Consider the following 19,106-nt stretch of genomic DNA (forward strand, 5'->3'; position numbering starts at 1 on the left):
CGGCCCGCCGCCATGATCCTGGTCATCGACAATTACGACAGCTTCACCTTCAACCTCGTTCATTATCTGATCGAACTGGGGGCAGAGGTGCGCGTCGAACGCAACGATGCGCTCACCGCAGCCGAGGCGCTGGCGAGCGGCGCCGAGGCGATCCTCATTTCCCCCGGCCCCTGTACCCCGAACGAAGCCGGGATCAGCCTCGATCTCGTCGCCGCCTGCGCCGATGCGGCACGGCCGCTGCTCGGCGTATGCCTCGGTCATCAGGCGATCGGCCAGCATTTCGGCGGCACGGTGCAGCGCGGTCACCTGATGCACGGCAAGACCTCGCCGGTGTGCCACGACGGCACCGGGCTGTTCGCCGGCCTGCCCTCGCCGCTCACCGCGACGCGCTATCACAGCCTCGAAGTGGTCGACATTCCCGCCGCGCTCGCGATCAATGCGACGAGCGACGATGGCGCGGTGATGGGCTTTCGCCATGTCGAACTGCCGATCCACGGCGTGCAGTTCCACCCCGAGAGCATCGCCACCGAGCACGGCCACGCGATGCTCGCCAATTTCATGCGGCTGGCGGGGCTGCCGGTCGCCGAGCGGCAGGCGGCATGAGCCGCTTCGGCCCCTTTCCCGACCCCGCCCGCTTCCTCGAACCCGACGAGGCGGCGCATGCCTTCGCAACGATGCTCGACGGCGGCGGCCGCGACGAGGAGGTGGCCGGCTTCCTCTCCGCGCTTTCGGATCGCGGCGAGACGATGATCGAGATCGCCGCCGCGGCGCAGGCGATGCGCGAGCGGCTGATCCCGATCCAGGCGCCCGCGGGCGCGATCGACGTCTGCGGCACCGGCGGTGACGGCCACCACACGCTCAACGTCTCGACCGCGGTGTCGATCGTCGTCGCGGCGTGCGAGGTTCCCGTCGCAAAGCACGGGAATCGCGCCGCTTCCTCGAAATCCGGCGCGGCCGACACGCTCGAGGCGCTCGGGCTCGACATGGAGCGCGCCGGGCGGATGGCGGAGGCGCAGCTCGCCGACCTCGGCATCTGTTTCCTCTTTGCCGCCAACCATCATCCGGCGATGAAGCGCATCCAGCCGATCCGTCAGGCGCTGGCGCGCCGCACCATCTTCAACCTGATGGGGCCGCTCGCCAATCCGGCGCGCGTGACGCGCCAGCTCATCGGCATCGCGCGCCCCGCCTATGTTCCGGTCTATGCCGAAGCGCTGCACCGGCTCGGCACCGACCATTCGCGCGTCATTTCGGGCGACGAAGGGCTCGACGAGCTGTCGCTCGCGGGCGGTAACGAGGTGGCGGTGGTGACGCCCGACGGCGTGCAGATGCAGCGCAGCACCGCGGCCGACGCCGGTCTGCCCTCGCATCCGATCGCTGCGATCCGCGGCGGCGACGCCAGCTATAATGCCAGGGCCTTGCGCGACCTGCTGCGGGGCGAGCACGGCGCCTATCGCGACGCGGTGCTCTACAACGCCGCCGAGGCGCTTGTCGTCGCGGGCGCGGTCGACAGCCTCGTCGACGGGGTCGAGGAAGCCGCCGAGGCGATCGACAAGGGGCTTGCCAACGCGCTGCTCGATTGCTGGATCGCCTACCGATGAATGACGCCCAGCGCCCGGAAAAGCATTCCATATGAACAAATTGACCGAAATCCTCGCCACCAAGGCCGAAGAGGTCGCCGAGCGCCGCAAGAGCCGATCGGTGACGCAGCTTGATGCGATCGACGCGGGCGCGGTGCGTGGCTTCGCGGCGGCTCTCGAGGCGAAGATCGCGGCGGGCGGCTTCGGCCTGATCGCCGAAATCAAAAAAGCTTCGCCTTCCAAGGGCCTGATCCGCAAGGATTTCAATCCGGCGGACCATGCGCGCGCTTATGAAGCCGGCGGCGCGGCGTGCCTGTCGGTGCTCACCGACGCGCCGTGGTTCCAGGGGCATGAGGAATTTCTGATCGCCGCGCGCACCGCCTGCAACCTGCCGGTGCTGCGCAAGGATTTCATGATCGACCCGTGGCAGGTCGCCGAAGCGCGCTCGATCGGCGCCGACGCGATCCTGATCATCGTCGCCGCCCTCGACGACGGGCCGATGCGCGAGATCGAGGCGGCCGCCCTCGAACGCGGCATGGACGTGCTGGTCGAAGTGCACGACGAGGCCGAGCTCGACCGCGCACTCACCCACCTCCGATCGCGCCTGATCGGCGTCAACAACCGCGATCTTCGTACCTTCGAGACCGACCTTGCCGTCACCGAACGGCTTGCGAAGCGCGTTCCACCGGGCACGTTGCTCGTCGGCGAAAGCGGCATCGCCGCCCATGCCGACTGCCAGCGCCTCGCCAGGAGCGGCGTCCATGCCTTTCTGGTCGGCGAAAGCCTGATGCGGCAGGCGGACGTAACCGTAGCGACGCGGACGTTGCTGGAGGGCTGACGGCGTCCACGGCTCAAGCCGCTCCGTCATCGCTTGACAAGTTCCGCTCTGTTCCACTATCGTTCTCTATATGTCCATTGACAGCATGGAGACCGAGAGATGTTGACCGCGAAGCAGCACGAACTGCTCCACTTCATCCAGCAGCGCCTCGACGCGAGCGGAATTTCGCCTTCGTTCGAGGAGATGAAGGATGCGCTCGGGCTCAAGTCGAAATCGGGCATCCACCGGCTGATCAGCGCACTCGAGGAGCGGGGCTTCCTGCGCCGCCTGCCCAATCGCGCCCGCGCGCTGGAAGTGCTCAAGCTGCCCGAGGCGGCGAAGGCGCCGGCGCGCGACACCGTCGTGCCGCTGCGCAAGCCGGCGCCGGCGTTGAAGCCGATCGCCGCCAACGACATCATCGAGGTCCCGCTGCACGGCCGCATCGCCGCCGGCGTGCCGATTGAGGCGTTCGAGGATCACAACCAGCTTTCGGTTCCCGCCGCGCTGCTTGGCGCGGGCGAGCATTATGCGCTCGAAGTGTCGGGCGATTCGATGGTCGAAGCGGGGATTCTCGACGGCGACTATGCGCTGATCCAGAAGGCGAACACCGCGCGCGAAGGCGATATCGTCGTCGCGCTCGTCGACGGACAGGATGCGACGCTCAAATATTTCCGCCGCGAAGGGCCGATGATCCGGCTCGATCCCGCGAACAGCGCCTATGAACCGCAGCGCTACGAGGCCGAGCGCGTCATCGTGCAGGGCCGCCTGTCGGGATTGCTTCGTCGTTACCACTGACCTGTTGCGGTCGCCGCCACGGATGCGCGTCGCCGGCGCGCAGCGCGGTGGCGACATGCGGTCGCTCGCCCAGATAGAGCGCAAGACCGCCGCTCGCTTCCAGACTGTCGCGGTCGATCGTCAGCCAGCGCCCGATGCATTCGCGTGGCAGCCAGCGGTCGCTGATCACCACGTCGGCCGCGGCGCAGGCGGCGGCCATGGCGCGGCCATCGATGCGGTCGCGGCCACGCGCGGCGAGGATGATGCGCCGTGTCGCGCCCTGCCCCTGCCGCCAGCGGCAGAAATCGGCGTTGCATTCGACATGGTCGAGATCGGCGAGCGCGGTGAAGGGGACGTCGATCCCTGCCGCTTCGGCCATCGAATCGCGGATATAGTCCCCCGCCCGCGCGCGTAGCAGCGCATAGCCGCCGCCGGGAACGGCCGCGGCGATGTGGCGTCCGTCGCCGGAGATCAGCAGGTCGGGACGCGGCTGCGCGAGCAGGATGGCGGCCCCCGCCAGCAGCGGCGCCACCCCGGCGAGCCGCCAGCGCGTCTGCCACAGCAGCAGCCACAGGCCGCCGAACAGCGCAAGCGCGAAACCGCCCGGCGGAAAGCTGGGCAGCGTCGCGACGGCTCCCGGCGCCGAAGCGACCCGGTGGGCGAGCGCGATCAGCAACCGCAGCGCCTGTTCGGCGACCCACCAGAAGGGCGCGCCGAGCCCGACGCCGTCGAACAGCAGCGCCAGCGCCTCCATCGGCATGATGACGAAGGTCGTCAGCGGGATCGCGACGATATTGGCGAGCGCGCCGTAAAGCCCCGCCTTGTGGAAATGGAACAGCGCGATCGGCGCCAGCGCGACCTCGACGACCAGCCCCGTCAGTAGCAATCCCGCCGCGGCGCGCAGCAGACGAAGCGCCGTGCCTTCGTCGCGCCGCGCCAGGAACGTGCGCATCCAGCGGCTTTCGTGCAATGCGATGATCGCCGTCACCGCGGCGAAGCTGAGCTGGAAGCTGGGTCCGGCGAGTGCTTCGGGGCGCCACAGCAGCACGAGCAGCGCACCCGCCGCGACGAGGCGCAGCGTGATCGCCTCGCGCCCCATCAGGAAGGCGGCGAGCACGAGCAGCGCCGCGATCAACGAACGCAGCGTCGGCACTTCCGCTCCGGCAAGCCAGGTATAGCCCGCCCCGGCCAGCGCCGCCGCGGCGGCGGCCAGCGGCAACACATGCCCCGCCAGCGCGAGGCGCCGGCTCAGCCCGAGCAGCCGCATCGCGAGCAGCATCACGAAACCGATCACCGCGGTCACGTGCAGGCCGCTGATCGACAGCAGGTGCGCAAGCCCGCTGCGGCGCATCGCCTCGTCATCCGTCTCGGCGATCGCGCCACGGTCGCCGGTGACGAGCGCCGCGGCGACACCGCCGGGCGATCCCGGCACCGCGGTGTGGATATGTGCGCTGAGCCGCGCGCGCAGCGGCTGGCGTCGCTCGCCCGCTCCGGGCGCGCGCGCGACCTCTCCCAGCACCGTCCCGACCGCACCGATGCCGTCGAACCAGGCGCGCTGGGCGAAGTCGTAGCCGCCGGGCAGGTTGGCCGCCGGCGGCGGCATCAGCCGCGCGCGCAGGCCGATCGACTCGCCGGGCGCGATCCCCGCCGCGCGCTCGCCGCTCAGCGTCAGCCGGACCCGCGGCGGCAGGTCGGCGCGCCCGTGCGGCCGCACGATCATCCGCACCGTGCCGCGCGCCGGCAGCGGTTCGACGCTTTCGACCACCGCCGAAAATTCGGTCGTAGCCGGATAGGCGAGCACCGGCGCCGCGACCCACGCGGCGCGCGCCCAGATCAGCAGCAGCCCCGCAGCCATCGTGGCGCAGGCGATCGCAAGGCTGCGCCCGGTCCGCCGCTGCCAGCCGATCAGCAAGCCGCCGCAGACGCCCCCGCCGAGAAGGAACAGCGTTCCGATCCACTGCGCGCGCGCCGGCGCCGCGAACCACAAGCCGATCCCCGCCGACAGCGCGACCGGCAGCCACAGTCCCAACCGCTCGCGCTCGCGGTCGAGCCGGTCCTCCAGCCACGCGAAGGCGCGCCGCAACGCGGCGGCCGCGCTTTCCCCAATGGGCGTTTGAAGCCTCCTTGTCGCCATGCTAGGGGCTGCCCCGACATCGTCCCCGGTCCCCGCCCGGGGCCGCAAGGTGAGTGAAAGAGGCCAGAGTGGCAACCGAAAACAAGACCGATCCCGCCGAAGCGACCGGCACCGACGTGGTGACGCGCTTCGCGCCCTCCCCGACCGGCTTCCTCCATATCGGCGGCGCGCGCACCGCGCTGTTCAACTGGCTGTTCGCGCGGCACCATGGCGGCAAGTTCCTGCTCCGCATCGAAGACACCGACCGCGCGCGGTCGACCGAGGCCGCGATCGACGCGATCCTCGACGGGATGCGCTGGCTCGACCTCGACTGGGACGGCGACGCCGTCTTCCAGTTCGCGCGCGCCGGCCGCCATGCAGAGGTCGCGCAGGAACTGCTCGCGAAGGGCGCGGCCTATCGCTGCTATCTGACGCAGGACGAGCTGGCCGCGATGCGCGCCGAGGCGCAGGAGAAGCGCGTCCCCTTCCGCGTCCGCAGCCCATGGCGCGACCGCGACGACGGCGATCCCGCCGCGCCGCACGTCATCCGCCTGCGCGCGCCGCAGGACGGCGCGGCGACGATCCGCGACCGCGTCCAGGGCGAGGTCACCGTCCAGAATGCCGAACTCGACGATTTCATCCTGCTGCGCAGCGACGGCACGCCGACCTATATGCTGAGCGTCGTCGTCGACGATAACGACATGGGCGTCACCCACGTCATCCGCGGCGACGACCATCTCAACAACGCCTTCCGCCAGCGGGCGCTGATCCACGCGATGGCCGAATCTCACGAGAATTGGCGCGAGCCGGTCTATGCGCATGTGCCGCTGATCCACGGCGCCGACGGCGCCAAGCTGTCGAAACGGCACGGCGCGCTGGGCGTCGATGCCTATCGCGACGAACTCGGCTACCTGCCCGAAGCGGTGAACAATTATCTGCTCCGTCTCGGCTGGGGACACGGCGATGCGGAGATCATCAGCCGCGAACAGGCGATCGAGTGGTTCAATCTCGCGCATGTCGGCCGCTCGCCGTCGCGCTTCGATTTCAAGAAGCTCGAGAATCTGAACGGCCATTATATCCGCGAGGCCGACGACGCGCGGCTCGCCGGCCTTGTCGCGCCGCGCGTCGAGCGGCGCATCGGGCGACCGCTGGACGATGCCGAGCACGCGGTGCTGGTGCGGGCGATGGATGCGCTCAAGCCGCGCGCCAAAACGCTGGACGAGATCGCCGAAGGCGCGCTCTTCCTGTTCGAGACGCTGCCGCTGCAAGTGGACGAGAAGGCCGCGGGGCTGCTAAGAGATGCGCCCGAAGGCCTGCTCGCCGATGCCACCGAAAGGCTGCGCGCCCTGACCGGCTGGAACGCCGAAGATATCGAGGCGGCGGTCCGCGAGACGAGCGAGTCGGCCGGAGTCGGGCTCGGCAAGCTGGCCCAGCCGCTGCGTGCCGCGCTGACCGGACGGTCGGTATCGCCGGGAATTTTCGACGTCCTGCTGCTGCTGGGACGCGATGCGAGCCTGGCACGACTTGACGCAGCGCACAATTTTCCGGCAGGGGCGTAGCCGCAACGGCTCCCGCCCTTACAGATCAGGGGAAGAACAATGACCGACATCGCAAAAATCACCCTGGGCGACAAGACCGTCGAAGATCCGGTGCTGAAGGGCACGGTGGGTCCCGATGTCGTCGACATCCGCAAATTCTATGCCCAGACCGGCGCCTTCACCTACGATCCGGGCTTCACTTCGACCGCGAGCTGCGAATCGAAGATCACCTATATCGACGGCGACGAGGGCGTGCTGCTCCACCGCGGCTATGCGATCGGCGAGCTCGCCGAGCATTCGAGCTTCATGGAGGTCGCCTACCTGCTGCTCAACGGCGAGCTGCCGACCGCCGGCGAACTGGAAAAGTTCGACAACACCATCACCCGCCACACGATGCTGCACGAACAGCTCGCGACCTTCTATCGCGGTTTCCGGCGCGACGCCCACCCGATGGCGATCATGTGCGGCGTCGTCGGCGCGCTGTCGGCCTTCTATCACGATTCGACCGAGATCCACGATCCGCACCAGCGCATGGTCGCCAGCCACCGGCTGATCGCGAAGATGCCGACGATCGCGGCGATGGCCTATAAATATGCGGTCGGCCAGCCCTTCGTCTATCCGCGCAACGACCTCGGCTACACCCACAATTTCCTGCGCATGACCTTCGGCGTCCCGGCCGAGGATTATGAGGTCGATCCGGCGGTGGTGCGCGCGCTCGACCGCATCTTCATCCTCCACGCCGACCACGAACAGAATGCCTCGACCTCGACCGTGCGCCTCGCCGGCTCGTCGGGCGCAAATCCCTTTGCCTGCATCGCGGCGGGCATCGCCTGCCTATGGGGCCCGGCGCATGGCGGCGCCAACGAGGCCGCGCTCAACATGCTGCGCGAGATCGGCCGCCCCGAGCGTATCCCCGAATATATTGCGCGTGCGAAGGACAAGGACGATCCGTTCCGCCTGATGGGCTTCGGCCACCGCGTCTACAAGAACTACGACCCGCGCGCGACCGTGATGCAAAAGACGGTGCGCGAGGTGTTCGCGGCACTGAACGTCAGCGATCCGGTGTTCGACGTCGCGTTGCAGCTCGAGGAAATGGCGCTTAGCGACGATTATTTCGTCGAGAAGAAGCTGTTCCCCAACGTCGATTTCTATTCGGGCGTGATCCTGTCGGCGATCGGTTTCCCGACGACGATGTTCACCGTGCTGTTCGCGCTCGCCCGCACCGTCGGCTGGGTCGCGCAGTGGAACGAGATGATCTCCGACCCCGCGCAGAAGATCGGCCGCCCGCGCCAGCTCTACACCGGCGCGACGCAGCGTCCCTATGTGTCGGTGGAGCAGCGCTGAGCCCATTCGGCGCTCAAGCTACCGCTGGGTTCCGCGTCCCCGCGAAGGCGGGGGCGCAAGCCATCGGCCCCCGCTCTGGTCCTAATCCCGCGCCGGCAGGCTCAGCGTGAAGCGCGCACCCTGCCCCGGCGCGCTGTCGATGGTCAGGTCGCCGCCCATCGCGCGCGCGAGACGGCGCGCGATGTAGAGGCCGAGCCCCGATCCGCCGCTGTCGGTGCGGCCGAGCCGCTCGAACTTCTCAAACACCATATCCTGTTGATCCGTCGCAATCCCCTGCCCCTGATCGGCAACGGTCACGGTCGCGCGGTCGCCCTCGCGATCGACGCGAATCCATATCTGCGAATTTTCAGGCGAATAGCGGATGGCGTTGCCGAGCAGGTTGAGGAGCACCTGCAGCACGCGGCGGAACTCGCCCCACGCGGGCGCCTTGTCGTCGAGGCGCGGCGCGTCGATGCGAATCCTCTTCTCTTCCGCCTTCATGCCGAGCAGCCCGACCGCACGGCGCGCGAGATCGCCGAGGTCGATCTCGTCGCGCGCCGCGCGAAAGCCCGGCCGCTCGATATTCTGGAGGTCGGCAAGGTCGTCGACGAGTCCGAGCAGGTGGCGCCCCGCATGCGCGATATCGCCGGCATAGCGGGCATAATCGGCGCGGATCGGACCGTCGAACTGCCCCGAAATGGTCTCGGCCGTCGCGATGATCCGGCTCAGCGGCCCGCGCAGCGCGCCGTCGATGCGGCGGCCGAACTGCGGGTCGGACAGCGGCAGCGATCCGAAGGCAGGATCGACGCGCGCCGGCGCGGCTGCATCCGCCGCCGCCCCTTTATCAGGCGTCGCGATACCGCGAAAGCCGGTGAAACGCCCGGTCGCATCGAACAGCGCTTCGCCCGACAAGTGCATCGCCAGCGGACCGTCCTCCCCCTCGACGCGCACCCGCTGGTCGGCGAACGGCGCCTGCCGTGCCAGCGCGCGCAGCACCGGAAAGCGACCATCGCCGTCGGGCTGCAACTCGAACAGTTCGGACAGCGAATGACCGGCCCAGCCGCCGGGGATCGCCGGGGCTTCGACACCTGCACGCAGGGCGACCATGCGCAGATGCTGATCGCACTCCCACGCCCACCCTTGCGGCTCGACCGCATCGGCGATCGCCGGCCCCTGCGGTTCGGCGGTCGGACGCGCTCGCCAGTCGCTGATTTCGAGGCTCGCACCGTCGGCATCGGGCAGGATGCGGACGAGCGCAAAAATGTCGCTGTGATCGTCGGCGGCGTGGAGCGGGCGGCTGACGTCGCGCTGCAGCCGTTGCGCGAGCGCGACCAGCCGCGCCAGATGCGGCAGCGCCAGCGGCCGGTTCAGTCCGCCGCCCGCGCGCTGCTGAAGGCGCAGCAGCGGCGCGTCGCCGCCGACCAGCGCGCCCGACCGGTCGACCCGGCCCCGGACGATCCGCTCGCTCATCCTTCCCCCTCCGGCGCCCCGGCAAGCGCCCGGGCGGGCACGCGCGCCAGCGATGCCTCGATCGGGGCGATCGCCCCGCGGTCGATACGCAGCGGCGCGAGCAGTGGTGGCAGGGCGGCGGCTTCCGCGCTCACCAGCGCCAGCGCCATCTCTCCATAGGGACGGCGATGCGCAGCGGCGGCAAGGCCGATCAGCGCGGGCCAGTCATGGCGCATCGCCGCGGCGGCGGCGGCATCGGACAGCGCCCCCTCCGCGACAAGCGCCGTGTGATAGGCGGCGGCGGCGGCGTCGATCCCGCTTTCGGATGCCTGACGCGCCGCGGCGGCGCAGGCCGCGTCATCGAGTTCGGCGACTGCGTTCGTATCCACTCCGGCGTGTGCCTGCCACTCCACGACGTCGTCCAACAGCGCGCGATAGATTTCGGGGTCGAGGTCCGCAACCGCGATGCAGGGATTGCCCAAGGCATCGAAGCGGCGCCGGTCGGCGATCGTCAGGTCGAGATAGGCCTTGTCAACCGGCGCAAGCGGTGCCTGCGGAGCGGCCGGGGGCGCATCCGCCGCGTCCGTGTCGCTCACGCCGTCGGCCGGTGAGGATGTGTCGCGATGCAGCGCCGGCAGCGCACGCCAGCGATGCTCTTCCGCGCGCGCGAAACAGGGCGCGGCGAGCCGTTCGGCGCCGGGCAGCCCTTGTACCAGCCAGTCATGCCACAGCGCTGCCGGATCGATTCGCACACCGAGCGCTGCGGCCGCCTCACCGACGAGCCGGCGCGCGATTCCGAGGGTCAGCGCGCGCTGTTCCTCGGTCAGCCGGTCGGTCAGCGGCGCCGCCAGATGCGCGGCAACATCGCCGAGACGCGCCGACAGCGTCGGCGACGGCAGGGCGATGCCGGAAAAGGCGGAAGAGTCACTCATGCGCCTGTCGCCATAGCAGCATGGCGTTAATGCGCCCTAAACCTTCCAGCGCTTTGGTTTAGCGGGGTTCCGGCCGGCGCGCGAGGCGCAGCCACAACAGGATCTGGAACAGCGCCAGCAACGGCAGGATCGCGAACATCAGCGGCGCGATGCCAAGGATCAGCGCGGGCGCCAGCAATATCCACGCCTCGTCGGTGTCGGGAAGCAGCCAGTGGAAGCGGCGCGTCTTTCCCGAATCTTCATAGAGCCAGCGCGCGAGCAGGATCGTCGCGGCGAGACAGGGCGCAAGCGCCGCCTCCGCGAAGCGCGGCATCAGACGATCGGGTCCGCCGAGCGACACCAGCCACGGATAGGCGCCCAGCAGCAGCCAGCCGAAGGTGCGAATCACGCCGCGCACCCGGTTCTGCGCCGCGCTTTCGGCGCGAAAGGCGGCAAGGAAACGCATCGCCGCCAGGCCGAGCCCGCCGAGAATCGCCACCAGCGCCCCCGCCGCCGCCAGCCCGCCGGCGGCAAGCAGCGCGACGGCGACCCACAGCAGCGCGGTTGCATAGGGCAGATAGCGCGCGGTGCGAGGCGAACGCACCAGCAGCGGCCCGGCCAGCCGCACCAGCGGCATCATGATCGCCGAGCGCCCGAGCCCCATGCCGCCATATTCGACCTGTTGCAGGCTCGATTGCTCGATCAGCGCCGCGGTGGGCCGGTCGGCGACGATCGCGATCTCCCCCTGTTCGAACAGCGCGGGTTCGCAATAGAGGCGGCGCGCACCCGACTGCACCGCGAGGCGCAGCAGCGTCAGCATCATGTCCCACTCGCCCGGCATTGAGGCGAGATCGGCGACCATCGCGTCCGAGATGCAAGCGAGCCCGCCCCAGCGCCGGGTCGCATCGATCCGCTCGAATCCCTGCGTCAGCATCGTGTCGCCGGTGACGAGAATCGCGGGCGCGCCCGGACGCGCGATCGCGGCATAATGGGTCCCGCCCGCGCGCAATCCGTCGGCGACCAGGATGATGCGGTCGTCGGGCTGGACGAGCGCCATCAGGTCGCCGGCCGCGCGGACCGGTGTGACCTTGAGTCCGCGGCGGCGGATGCGGTCGCAGGTCGCGAGCAGTTCGGCGGGCACCGCGCCCACCGCCACCGCGATATGGGTGACCCCGGCATCGGCGAGCCGCGCCGCCTGCCGCTCGATCAGCGTCTCACCCGCGATCGCGACGAGCGCGCGCAGCCCCCCGTCGGGCAGCGTTTCGCTGGCGCCGACGAGCGCGATCAGGGCCACCGGCACCCCCCAGGCTGGCAAAAGACCATCGTTCGCGAACCTTTAGGGGCCGACAGGCGATTGGCAAGCAGCTTGTCCGCCGCCATGACGCCACGAAAAGGCGCGGAAGGGCGCGGAAGGGCGCCGGCTTCGGGCGAGTTCGATCCTCTCCGCCTCGTCACCCTGAACTTGATTGGCATATGCGCCCTTCAGGCACGTAAGGCGTGTTCCCCGGCGAAAGCCGGGGTCCAGATGGCGCTGCCCCGCGTGGCCCCCGGCTTTCGCCGGGGAGAACGGTTACTTGTCCGAAAGGGATAATTGCCAACTTCGTTCAGGGGCCACGGCCTGCTCTCGAAACAGGCGCAATGCGGAAAGGAGCGGCTCCGCCATGGATGCTGGAATGAGTTCAGCATGACGAAGCTGGAGAAGTGGCGTTTTGCCCGAAATCGCCCGCATGATCGCAAACCGGATACTCGCCAAAAAATCAGCCAGAATCGCCCCGAATCACTGGCCTTTTCCGCCGCCATGGGCTAGGCTGGAACCACCTCCCGAAAGAAGAAAAAAGGCCGGGTCTTGACCGAAGAAAATACGCCTGTTCCGCCGTCCGAGGACGGCATTTCGCCGATCAATATCGTCGACGAAATGAAGACCAGCTATCTCGATTACGCGATGAGCGTGATCGTCAGCCGCGCGCTGCCCGACGTGCGCGACGGGTTGAAGCCGGTGCATCGCCGCATCCTTTATGCGGCACAGGAAGGCGGCTTCATTCCCGGCCGCCCGTACAAGAAATCGGCGAAGATCGTCGGCGACGTGATGGGCAATTACCACCCGCACGGCGACAGCGCGATCTATGACGCACTCGCGCGGATGACGCAGGACTGGTCGATGCGCGTGCCGCTCATCGACGGTCAGGGCAATTTCGGGTCGATGGACCCCGATCCGCCGGCGTCGATGCGGTATACCGAGGCGCGCCTTGCCAAGGCGGCGATGTCGCTGCTGGGCGACCTCGACAAGGACACGGTCGACTTCCAGCCAAACTATGACGCGAGCCGCGAGGAGCCGCAGGTTCTGCCGGCGCGTTTCCCCAACCTGCTCGTCAACGGCGCGGGCGGCATCGCGGTCGGCATGGCGACCAACATCCCGCCGCACAATCTGGGCGAGGTGGTCGATGCCTGCCTGGCGATAATCGACCGCCAGCTCGAGGGCGGGACGCCGCTGTCGACCGAGGAACTGATGCAGATCGTCCCCGGTCCCGATTTCCCGACCGGCGCGATGATCCTGGGCCAGGGCGGCGCGCGCAACGCCTATGCGACCGGGCGCGGCTCGATCATGATGCGCGCGACGCACGAGATCGAGGAAAGCCGCGGGCGCGGCGAAGGGCGCCGGTCGATCGTCCTGACCTCGATCCCCTTTCAGGTCGGCAAGTCAGGGCTGGTCGAGAAGATCGCCGAGGCGGCGCGCGACAAGCGGATCGAGGGCGTCGCCGACATCCGCGACGAATCGAACCGCGACGGCGTACGTGTCGTCATCGACCTGAAACGCGACGCGACGCCCGACGTGGTGCTCAATCAGCTCTGGCGGCATACCCCGGCACAATCGAGCTTCCCCGCCAACATGCTCGCGATCCGCGGCGGTCGCCCGGAGATGCTGGGGCTGAAGGACATATTGACCTCCTTCATCGCCTTCCGCGAAGAGGTCATCACCCGCCGCTGCAAGTTCGAACTCGCCAAGGCGCGCGACCGGGCGCACATCTTGCTCGGGCTCGTCGTCGCGGTGTCGAATCTCGACGAGGTCGTCCGCATCATCCGCGGCTCGCCGTCGCCCGCCGCGGCGCGCGAGGCGCTGCTGCTGCGCGAATGGCCGATCGGCGAGATCGCGCCCTATATCCGCCTTGTCGAAGCGATCGAGGGCGAGATGGAGGCCACCGCCACCTATCGCCTGTCGGAAATCCAGGTGAAGGCGATCCTCGACCTGCGCCTGCACCGGCTGACCGCGCTCGGCCGCGACGAGATCGGCAACGAACTCAAGGAGCTGGCGAGCGAGATTGAGGAACTGCTTTCGATCCTCGCCGACCGCGTCAAGCTCTATGGCGTGATGCGCGAGGAGCTGGTGCAGGTGCGCGCGGAGTTCGCAACGCCGCGCCGGACGCTGATGGCGCCCGCCGCCGACGGTATCGACGACGAGGATCTGATCGAACGCGAGGAGATGGTCGTCACCGTCACCCTCGACGGCTATATCAAGCGCACCCCGCTCGACACCTTCCGCGCCCAGCGCCGCGGCGGCAAGGGCCGCGCCGGCATGGCGACGAAGGACGAGGATGTCGTCACCGAATTGTTCGTCACCTCGACGCACACGCCGGTGCTCTTCTTCTCGACACTCGGCAAGGTCTACCGGCTCAAGGTGTGGCGCCTGCCCGAGGGCGGGCCCGCGACGCGCGGCCGGCCGATGATCAACCTGCTGCCGCTGGCGCAGGGCGAGACGATCTCGACCGTCCTGCCGCTGCCCGAGGACGAGGCCGAATGGGGCGCGCTACACGTCATGTTCGCGACCGCGAAGGGCAGCGTGCGCCGCAACAGCATGGACGCCTTCACCAACGTGCCGTCGAACGGCAAGATCGCGATGAAGTTCGAGGGCGAGGACGAGGACGACCGGCTGATCGGCGTCGCGCTGCTGGGCGATAACGACGACGTGCTGCTCGCGACGCGGCAGGGCAAGGCGATCCGCTTCGCCGGCGACGAGGTGCGCGCCTTCCAGAGCCGCAATTCGACCGGCGTGCGCGGCATGAAGCTGGGTCAGGACGACGAAGTCATCTCGCTGTCGATCCTCCATCGCGGCGGAATGCGCGATCAGGACGAGCGCGAGGATTATCTGCGCTTCGCCCCGTGGAAGGCCGAAAAGGAAGGGTCGCCCCAGATGAGCGAGGAGCGCTTCGCCGAACTGGCGGGACGCGAGCAGTTCATCCTGACCGTGTGCGCGGGCGGCTATGGCAAGCTGTCGTCGGCCTATGAATATCGCCGCACCGGCCGCGGCGGCCAGGGCATCACCAACATCGACAACATCCGCCGCAACGGGCTGGTCGTCGCGAGCTTCCCCGCGACGCAGGCGCATCAACTGATGCTCGTCACCGATCAGGCGAAGCTGATCCGCATGGGCCTCGACAGCCTGCGCGTCATCGGCCGCGGCTCGGCCGGTGTGCGCCTGTTCGACGTCGCCGAGGGCGAGCAGGTCGTCTCGGCCGCGCTGATCGAGGACAGCGACGAGGAAGAGGCGATCGAAACCGCCGAGGCCGAAACCGCGACGGAGGCGCCCTCGGAATGAGCGCCGCGACGGCCTTCAAGGTGCTGACCGCACAGCAATGGGCCGATTTCGAGCGCGAGCATGTGTTCCGGGGCGCGCCGGTCGATATCGCCGACGGCTATATCCACCTGTCTACCGCCGAACAGCTCGACGAAACGCTGGCGAAGCATTTCGCCGGCCAGACCGACCTGCGCATCGCCGAAATCGACCTGACCCGGTTCGGCAATGCGGTGCGATGGGAGGAATCACGCGGCGGCGCGCTCTTTCCGCACCTCTACGCCGAACTGCCGATGCACGCGGTGGTGGGAGTACGGACGCGCGATTGACGGGCGATCCCTTCGGGATGGAGAATGGACCCTGAAACAGCTTCAGGGTGACGACGGCTGGAATATCCGTCTTGGGCCGGATGCACTCAATTGACCCCACGCCCCGATTGGCGCAGCATCCCGCCATGACGCTCATCATCACCCCCAGCGGTCAGGCGTGCGGCGCGCGCGTGACGGGCGTGGACCTGACGCAGCCGCTCGCGCCCGCTACCGTCGCCGAAATCCGCGCCGCATGGCTCGATCATCATGTCCTCGCCTTCCCCGACCAGAAGATGAGCGATGACGATCTCGAACGATTCACCGCTTCCTTCGGCGGCTTCGGCGACGATCCCTTCATCAAGCCGATCCCCGGCCGTGCGCACATCATCGCGGTGAAACGGCGCGCCGACGAGACCGCGCCGCTGTTCGCCGAAAACTGGCACAGCGACTGGAGTTTCCAGGCGCGGCCGCCCGCGGGCACCTGCCTGTTCGGCATCGCCATCCCACCGGTCGGCGGCAACACCGAATTTTCCAACCAGCATGCCGCGCTCGACGCCATGCCCGACGGCCTGCGCCGGCGCATCAAGGGCCGCAATGCGATCCACAGCGCGCGCGGCGGCTATGCCCCCTCGGGCATGTATGGCGCGCGCGACGCCGGGCGCAGCATGGACATCCGCTCGGGCGAGGAAGCGATGGCAACGCAGCGTCACCCCTTCATCCGCGCGCACCCCGAAACCGGCCGCGAGGGCCTGTTCGGCTGCGCAGGCTATATCATCGGCGTCGAGGGGATGGACGATGCCGAGGCGCAGCCCCTGCTCTACGAATTGCTGCAATGGCAGGGGCGCGAGGAGTTCCGCTACAGCCACGCCTGGGAACCCGACATGCTGCTGATGTGGGACAACCGCTCGGTCCTGCACCGCGCGACCGGCGGTTACGACGGTCACGACCGGCTGCTTCACCGCACGACGATCGCGGCGTGGGACGGATAGGGAAACCAGATCGACAGGCGAGGCGTTGGTCCGGCAGGAAGGAAGCCATCATGACGATTGCCCATAACACCCTCGTTCTCGTCGCCGACGGCCGCAAGGCGCTGATCCTGCGCAACCATGGCGACGAGCAGCGGATCGACCTGCGCACCGAAACGCACCGCGAGCGCGAGGATCGCAAGGACAGCGACATCAAGACCGCGCCTGCCGGCCAGTCGCCCGCCCCGGCCGGAACCGGCCTGCCCGGCGGCACGATGGGCGAACCCGATTTCCACCAGCAGGAAGAGGACCGCTTCGCGCGCGATCTTACCGAAAGGATCAACGCGATGGCGCTGGCGGGCGAATTGGACGCGCTCGTCGTCGTGGCCCCGGCGCGCACCATGGGGGTACTGCGGCCGCTCTGGCACAAGGAGGTCGCCGCGCGCATCGTTGGCGAGCATGTCAAGGAGATGACCGACCGCCCGACTCCCGATATCGAGGCGCTGCTAATGAACGAGGCCGCCCCGCCCGCCTGACGGTCAAAGGGGCCGCAAGGACGGATTGCGAGCCTTATCCGTTGGCCGTCATCCCGCCCGTGCTTCGCTCGACAGCGTCTTCACGATGCCCCACGCGATCAACGCCTGTCCGGCGAAATAGAACGGCCAGACGAGCCACAGCGTGACCCCCTTCGGCAGCGCGCCGCCCTCGCCCGCGAAGATGAAGAGATCGCTCACCAGGAACAGCATCGCGCCGATCCCGGTGCGATAGCGCGGGAAGCGGCTGATCCATGCGCAGGCCGCCATCGCCGCGACGATCGCGGTATAGGCAAGCGCCGCCCCCATCAGGTCCGCGGGCGCGGCGCGCGTCAGGCCCCAGGCGATGAGCAGCGCCAGCGGCGCTACCAGCGCGGCCAGCAGCGTCTGCGACCGCGACGGGCCCTGCCGCCGATTGCGAAGATAAAGCACGATCGCTATTCCGTGCCCCGCCGCAAAGGCCGCCGCACCGACGAGCATGCCGATCACATCGAGCATCCAGTCGCCAAGCGCCCCGAAACCGAGCGCGGCCGCGATCAGCCAGCCGTTCGTACCGCGCGCATTGGCGGCCGCCCACAGCGCGAGGAAACCGACCCCCGTCGCCTTCCACGCCCAGATCGCCGGACCGTCCCAGCGCTGATACACCGCGATGAAAAAGCTGATCCCGCCGATCAGCGCGAGGATCCACAGCCAGCGCGCGCGATCCCAGCTCTGTTCTCCGCCCATCGTCCGCCCCTTTGCATCTCGTTGTCTACCGCCTAGAGCATCGCGTCATTGATCGGCTCCATCCCCGATCTCCTGCGCGGCAGACCCCGCTCAAGTCAACGGATAGAATATGGCGACCCACGACATTCACATCATCGGCGGCGGTCTTGCAGGCTCCGAAGCCGCCTGGCAGCTCGCCGAAGCGGGGTTCCGCGTCCGCCTGTCCGAAATGCGCGGCGCCGGTCTGCCCGACGGGGGCGACACGACGCCCGCGCATCAAGGCGACGCACTCGCCGAGATGGTCTGTTCGAACAGTTTCCGCAGCGACGATGGCGACAGCAACGCCGTCGGCCTGCTGCACCGCGAGATGCGCGCGCTCGGCTCGCTCATCATGCGCGAGGCCGACGCGACGAAAGTTCCCGCGGGTTCGGCGCTCGCGGTCGACCGCGACCTGTTTTCGGGCGGCGTCACCCGCGCGCTCGCCGAACATCCCAACATAACCGTCGTGCGCGAACGCATCGACGCGCTGCCCGCCGAGGGTCTGACGATCGTCGCCACCGGCCCGCTCACCGCCGCGGGTCTCGCAGAAAGCATCGGGGCCGCGACGGGCAGGGATTCGCTCGCCTTCTTCGACGCGATCGCGCCGATCGTCTATCGCGACAGCGTCGACATGGATGTCGCGTGGATGGCGAGCCGCTGGGACAAGGTCGGGCCGATCGGCGACGGCAAGGACTATATCAACTGCCCGATGGACCGGGACCAATATTATGCCTTCGTCCAGGGCCTGATCGACGGCGAAAAGACCGAGTTCAAGGATTGGGAGACCGACACCCCCTATTTCGAAGGCTGCATGCCGATCGAGGTGATGGCGGAACGCGGCCCCGACACGCTGCGCTTCGGCCCGATGAAGGGGGTCGGACTCGATAATCCGCGCACCGGGCGCTGGCCCTATGCGGTCGTCCAGCTTCGCCAGGACAATGCGCTCGGAACGCTGTGGAACATGGTCGGCTTTCAGACCAAGCTCAAGCATGGCGCGCAGGTCGAACTGTTCCGCACTATTCCCGGGCTCGAAAAGGCCGAGTTCGCGCGGCTCGGCGGGCTGCACCGCAACAGCTTCATCCGCTCGCCCGAACTGCTCGACCCGCAGCTCCGCCTCAAGTCGGCGCCGCATATCCGGTTCGCGGGACAGATCACCGGCTGCGAAGGCTATGTCGAAAGCGCGGCGATCGGCCTGATCGCCGCACGTTTCGCCGCCGCCGAACTGGCGGGCCGCCACTTGCCCCCACCACCGCCCGAAACCGCGCTCGGCGCGCTGCTCGGCCATATCACCGGCGGCGCCGACGCCGCGAGCTATCAGCCGATGAACGTCAATTTCGGCCTTTTCCCGCCGCTCGCCAACGAGGTGCGCAAGAAGGACCGCAAACTCGGCTATACGCAGCGCGCGGGGCAGGCGCTGGCCGGATGGATGAAGCTGGCAGACGGCGTGGTCGCCTAGGGATCGTTGCGGCAGTTTCGGGGTGGGAAGC

17 protein-coding genes are annotated in these 19,106 nt (G+C 68.6%); 12 read left to right on the forward strand and 5 right to left on the reverse strand.

From position 1 onward, the window contains the following. Window positions 1-12 precede the first annotated feature (12 nt). From ABS88_RS08490 to lexA, 4 genes are all read left to right on the forward strand, one after another. The gene (locus ABS88_RS08490) at window positions 13-603 is read left to right on the forward strand and encodes an anthranilate synthase component II (RefSeq protein ID WP_076074989.1); all 591 of its coding nucleotides are present in this window, start codon (window positions 13-15) and stop codon (window positions 601-603) included. Then, the gene (gene trpD / locus ABS88_RS08495) at window positions 600-1,598 is read left to right on the forward strand and encodes an anthranilate phosphoribosyltransferase (RefSeq protein ID WP_076074986.1); all 999 of its coding nucleotides are present in this window, start codon (window positions 600-602) and stop codon (window positions 1,596-1,598) included. The genes ABS88_RS08490 and trpD overlap by 4 nt, the downstream gene beginning before the upstream one ends. Window positions 1,599-1,629: 31 nt before the next feature. Continuing rightward, window positions 1,630-2,415, forward strand: a complete 786-nt coding sequence (trpC, locus tag ABS88_RS08500; protein WP_076074984.1) for an indole-3-glycerol phosphate synthase TrpC — start codon at window positions 1,630-1,632, stop codon at window positions 2,413-2,415. Window positions 2,416-2,514: 99 nt separating this feature from the next. Beyond that, entirely contained in the window at window positions 2,515-3,189 is a 675-nt protein-coding gene (gene lexA / locus ABS88_RS08505) for a transcriptional repressor LexA (RefSeq protein WP_067106468.1), read from the forward strand. On the opposite strand, the gene ABS88_RS08510 is transcribed toward lexA, so the two are convergent. Next, window positions 3,143-5,251: a ComEC/Rec2 family competence protein gene (locus ABS88_RS08510; protein ID WP_234002654.1), complete on the reverse strand. Its 2,109-nt coding sequence runs from the start codon at window positions 5,249-5,251 to the stop codon at window positions 3,143-3,145. The genes lexA and ABS88_RS08510 overlap by 47 nt on opposite strands. A 119-nt stretch (window positions 5,252-5,370) precedes the next feature. On the opposite strand from ABS88_RS08510, the gene gltX reads away from it, so the two are divergent. Both gltX and ABS88_RS08520 read left to right on the forward strand, forming a co-directional pair. Continuing rightward, the gene (gene gltX, locus ABS88_RS08515; protein ID WP_286749617.1) at window positions 5,371-6,840 is read left to right on the forward strand and encodes a glutamate--tRNA ligase; all 1,470 of its coding nucleotides are present in this window, start codon (window positions 5,371-5,373) and stop codon (window positions 6,838-6,840) included. 39 nt (window positions 6,841-6,879) lie between these two features. Then, window positions 6,880-8,163: a citrate synthase gene (locus ABS88_RS08520; protein WP_067106471.1), complete on the forward strand. Its 1,284-nt coding sequence runs from the start codon at window positions 6,880-6,882 to the stop codon at window positions 8,161-8,163. Window positions 8,164-8,244: 81 nt separating this feature from the next. Here the strand turns inward: ABS88_RS08520 and ABS88_RS08525 are convergent, their stop codons facing one another. The 3 genes from ABS88_RS08525 to ABS88_RS08535 are packed head-to-tail and all read right to left on the reverse strand — an operon-like array spanning window position 8,245 to window position 11,796. Continuing rightward, window positions 8,245-9,612 (reverse strand): sensor histidine kinase, encoded by a 1,368-nt coding sequence (locus tag ABS88_RS08525; RefSeq protein ID WP_076074976.1) that lies wholly within the window; start codon window positions 9,610-9,612, stop codon window positions 8,245-8,247. Next, complete coding sequence (locus ABS88_RS08530) at window positions 9,609-10,523, reverse strand: hypothetical protein (RefSeq protein ID WP_067106473.1); 915 nt, start codon at window positions 10,521-10,523, stop codon at window positions 9,609-9,611. Before ABS88_RS08530 ends, ABS88_RS08525 begins: the two co-directional genes overlap by 4 nt. 58 nt (window positions 10,524-10,581) lie before the next feature. Beyond that, the gene (locus ABS88_RS08535) at window positions 10,582-11,796 is read right to left on the reverse strand and encodes a hypothetical protein (RefSeq protein ID WP_104959724.1); all 1,215 of its coding nucleotides are present in this window, start codon (window positions 11,794-11,796) and stop codon (window positions 10,582-10,584) included. A gap of 390 nt (window positions 11,797-12,186) precedes the next feature. On the opposite strand from ABS88_RS08535, the gene ABS88_RS08540 reads away from it, so the two are divergent. From ABS88_RS08540 to ABS88_RS08560, 5 genes are all read left to right on the forward strand, one after another. After that, on the forward strand, window positions 12,187-12,309 hold the full coding sequence (locus tag ABS88_RS08540; RefSeq protein ID WP_267894975.1) for a hypothetical protein: 123 nt from the start codon (window positions 12,187-12,189) through the stop codon (window positions 12,307-12,309). 39 nt (window positions 12,310-12,348) lie between these two features. After that, complete coding sequence (gene gyrA, locus ABS88_RS08545; protein ID WP_286749618.1) at window positions 12,349-15,093, forward strand: DNA gyrase subunit A; 2,745 nt, start codon at window positions 12,349-12,351, stop codon at window positions 15,091-15,093. Next, window positions 15,090-15,398, forward strand: coding sequence for a DUF952 domain-containing protein (locus ABS88_RS08550; protein ID WP_076074966.1), 309 nt, complete (start codon window positions 15,090-15,092; stop codon window positions 15,396-15,398). Before gyrA ends, ABS88_RS08550 begins: the two co-directional genes overlap by 4 nt. Before the next feature lie 125 nt (window positions 15,399-15,523). Further along, window positions 15,524-16,366, forward strand: a complete 843-nt coding sequence (locus ABS88_RS08555; protein ID WP_076077760.1) for a TauD/TfdA dioxygenase family protein — start codon at window positions 15,524-15,526, stop codon at window positions 16,364-16,366. Between the two features lie 50 nt (window positions 16,367-16,416). Continuing rightward, on the forward strand, window positions 16,417-16,878 hold the full coding sequence (locus tag ABS88_RS08560) for a host attachment family protein (RefSeq protein WP_076074963.1): 462 nt from the start codon (window positions 16,417-16,419) through the stop codon (window positions 16,876-16,878). A 48-nt stretch (window positions 16,879-16,926) separates the two neighbouring features. Here the strand turns inward: ABS88_RS08560 and ABS88_RS08565 are convergent, their stop codons facing one another. Beyond that, window positions 16,927-17,601: a lysoplasmalogenase family protein gene (locus ABS88_RS08565; RefSeq protein ID WP_286749619.1), complete on the reverse strand. Its 675-nt coding sequence runs from the start codon at window positions 17,599-17,601 to the stop codon at window positions 16,927-16,929. A gap of 109 nt (window positions 17,602-17,710) precedes the next feature. Here ABS88_RS08565 and trmFO point away from each other — a divergent pair, with 109 nt between their 5' ends. Continuing rightward, window positions 17,711-19,075 carry a methylenetetrahydrofolate--tRNA-(uracil(54)-C(5))-methyltransferase (FADH(2)-oxidizing) TrmFO gene (gene trmFO, locus ABS88_RS08570; RefSeq protein ID WP_104959726.1) on the forward strand — a complete coding sequence of 455 codons (1,365 nt, stop codon included), beginning with the start codon at window positions 17,711-17,713 and terminating at the stop codon, window positions 19,073-19,075. Window positions 19,076-19,106 lie beyond the last annotated feature (31 nt).

Source organism: Sphingopyxis sp. SCN 67-31, from assembly GCF_001725095.1.

Excerpts from the sequence above, each read along its gene's own strand:
- ABS88_RS08490 (WP_076074989.1), top strand. The coding sequence starts at position 13 with ATGATCCTGGTCATCGACAATTACGACAGCTTCACCTTCAACCTCGTT.
- trpD (WP_076074986.1), top strand. The coding sequence starts at position 600 with ATGAGCCGCTTCGGCCCCTTTCCCGACCCCGCCCGCTTCCTCGAACCC.
- trpC (WP_076074984.1), top strand. The coding sequence starts at position 1,630 with ATGAACAAATTGACCGAAATCCTCGCCACCAAGGCCGAAGAGGTCGCC.
- lexA (WP_067106468.1), top strand. The coding sequence starts at position 2,515 with ATGTTGACCGCGAAGCAGCACGAACTGCTCCACTTCATCCAGCAGCGC.
- ABS88_RS08520 (WP_067106471.1), top strand. The coding sequence starts at position 6,880 with ATGACCGACATCGCAAAAATCACCCTGGGCGACAAGACCGTCGAAGAT.
- ABS88_RS08525 (WP_076074976.1), bottom strand. The coding sequence starts at position 9,612 with ATGAGCGAGCGGATCGTCCGGGGCCGGGTCGACCGGTCGGGCGCGCTG.
- ABS88_RS08530 (WP_067106473.1), bottom strand. The coding sequence starts at position 10,523 with ATGAGTGACTCTTCCGCCTTTTCCGGCATCGCCCTGCCGTCGCCGACG.
- ABS88_RS08540 (WP_267894975.1), top strand. The coding sequence starts at position 12,187 with ATGACGAAGCTGGAGAAGTGGCGTTTTGCCCGAAATCGCCCGCATGAT.
- ABS88_RS08550 (WP_076074966.1), top strand. The coding sequence starts at position 15,090 with ATGAGCGCCGCGACGGCCTTCAAGGTGCTGACCGCACAGCAATGGGCC.
- ABS88_RS08555 (WP_076077760.1), top strand. The coding sequence starts at position 15,524 with ATGACGCTCATCATCACCCCCAGCGGTCAGGCGTGCGGCGCGCGCGTG.
- ABS88_RS08560 (WP_076074963.1), top strand. The coding sequence starts at position 16,417 with ATGACGATTGCCCATAACACCCTCGTTCTCGTCGCCGACGGCCGCAAG.
- ABS88_RS08565 (WP_286749619.1), bottom strand. The coding sequence starts at position 17,601 with ATGGGCGGAGAACAGAGCTGGGATCGCGCGCGCTGGCTGTGGATCCTC.
- trmFO (WP_104959726.1), top strand. The coding sequence starts at position 17,711 with ATGGCGACCCACGACATTCACATCATCGGCGGCGGTCTTGCAGGCTCC.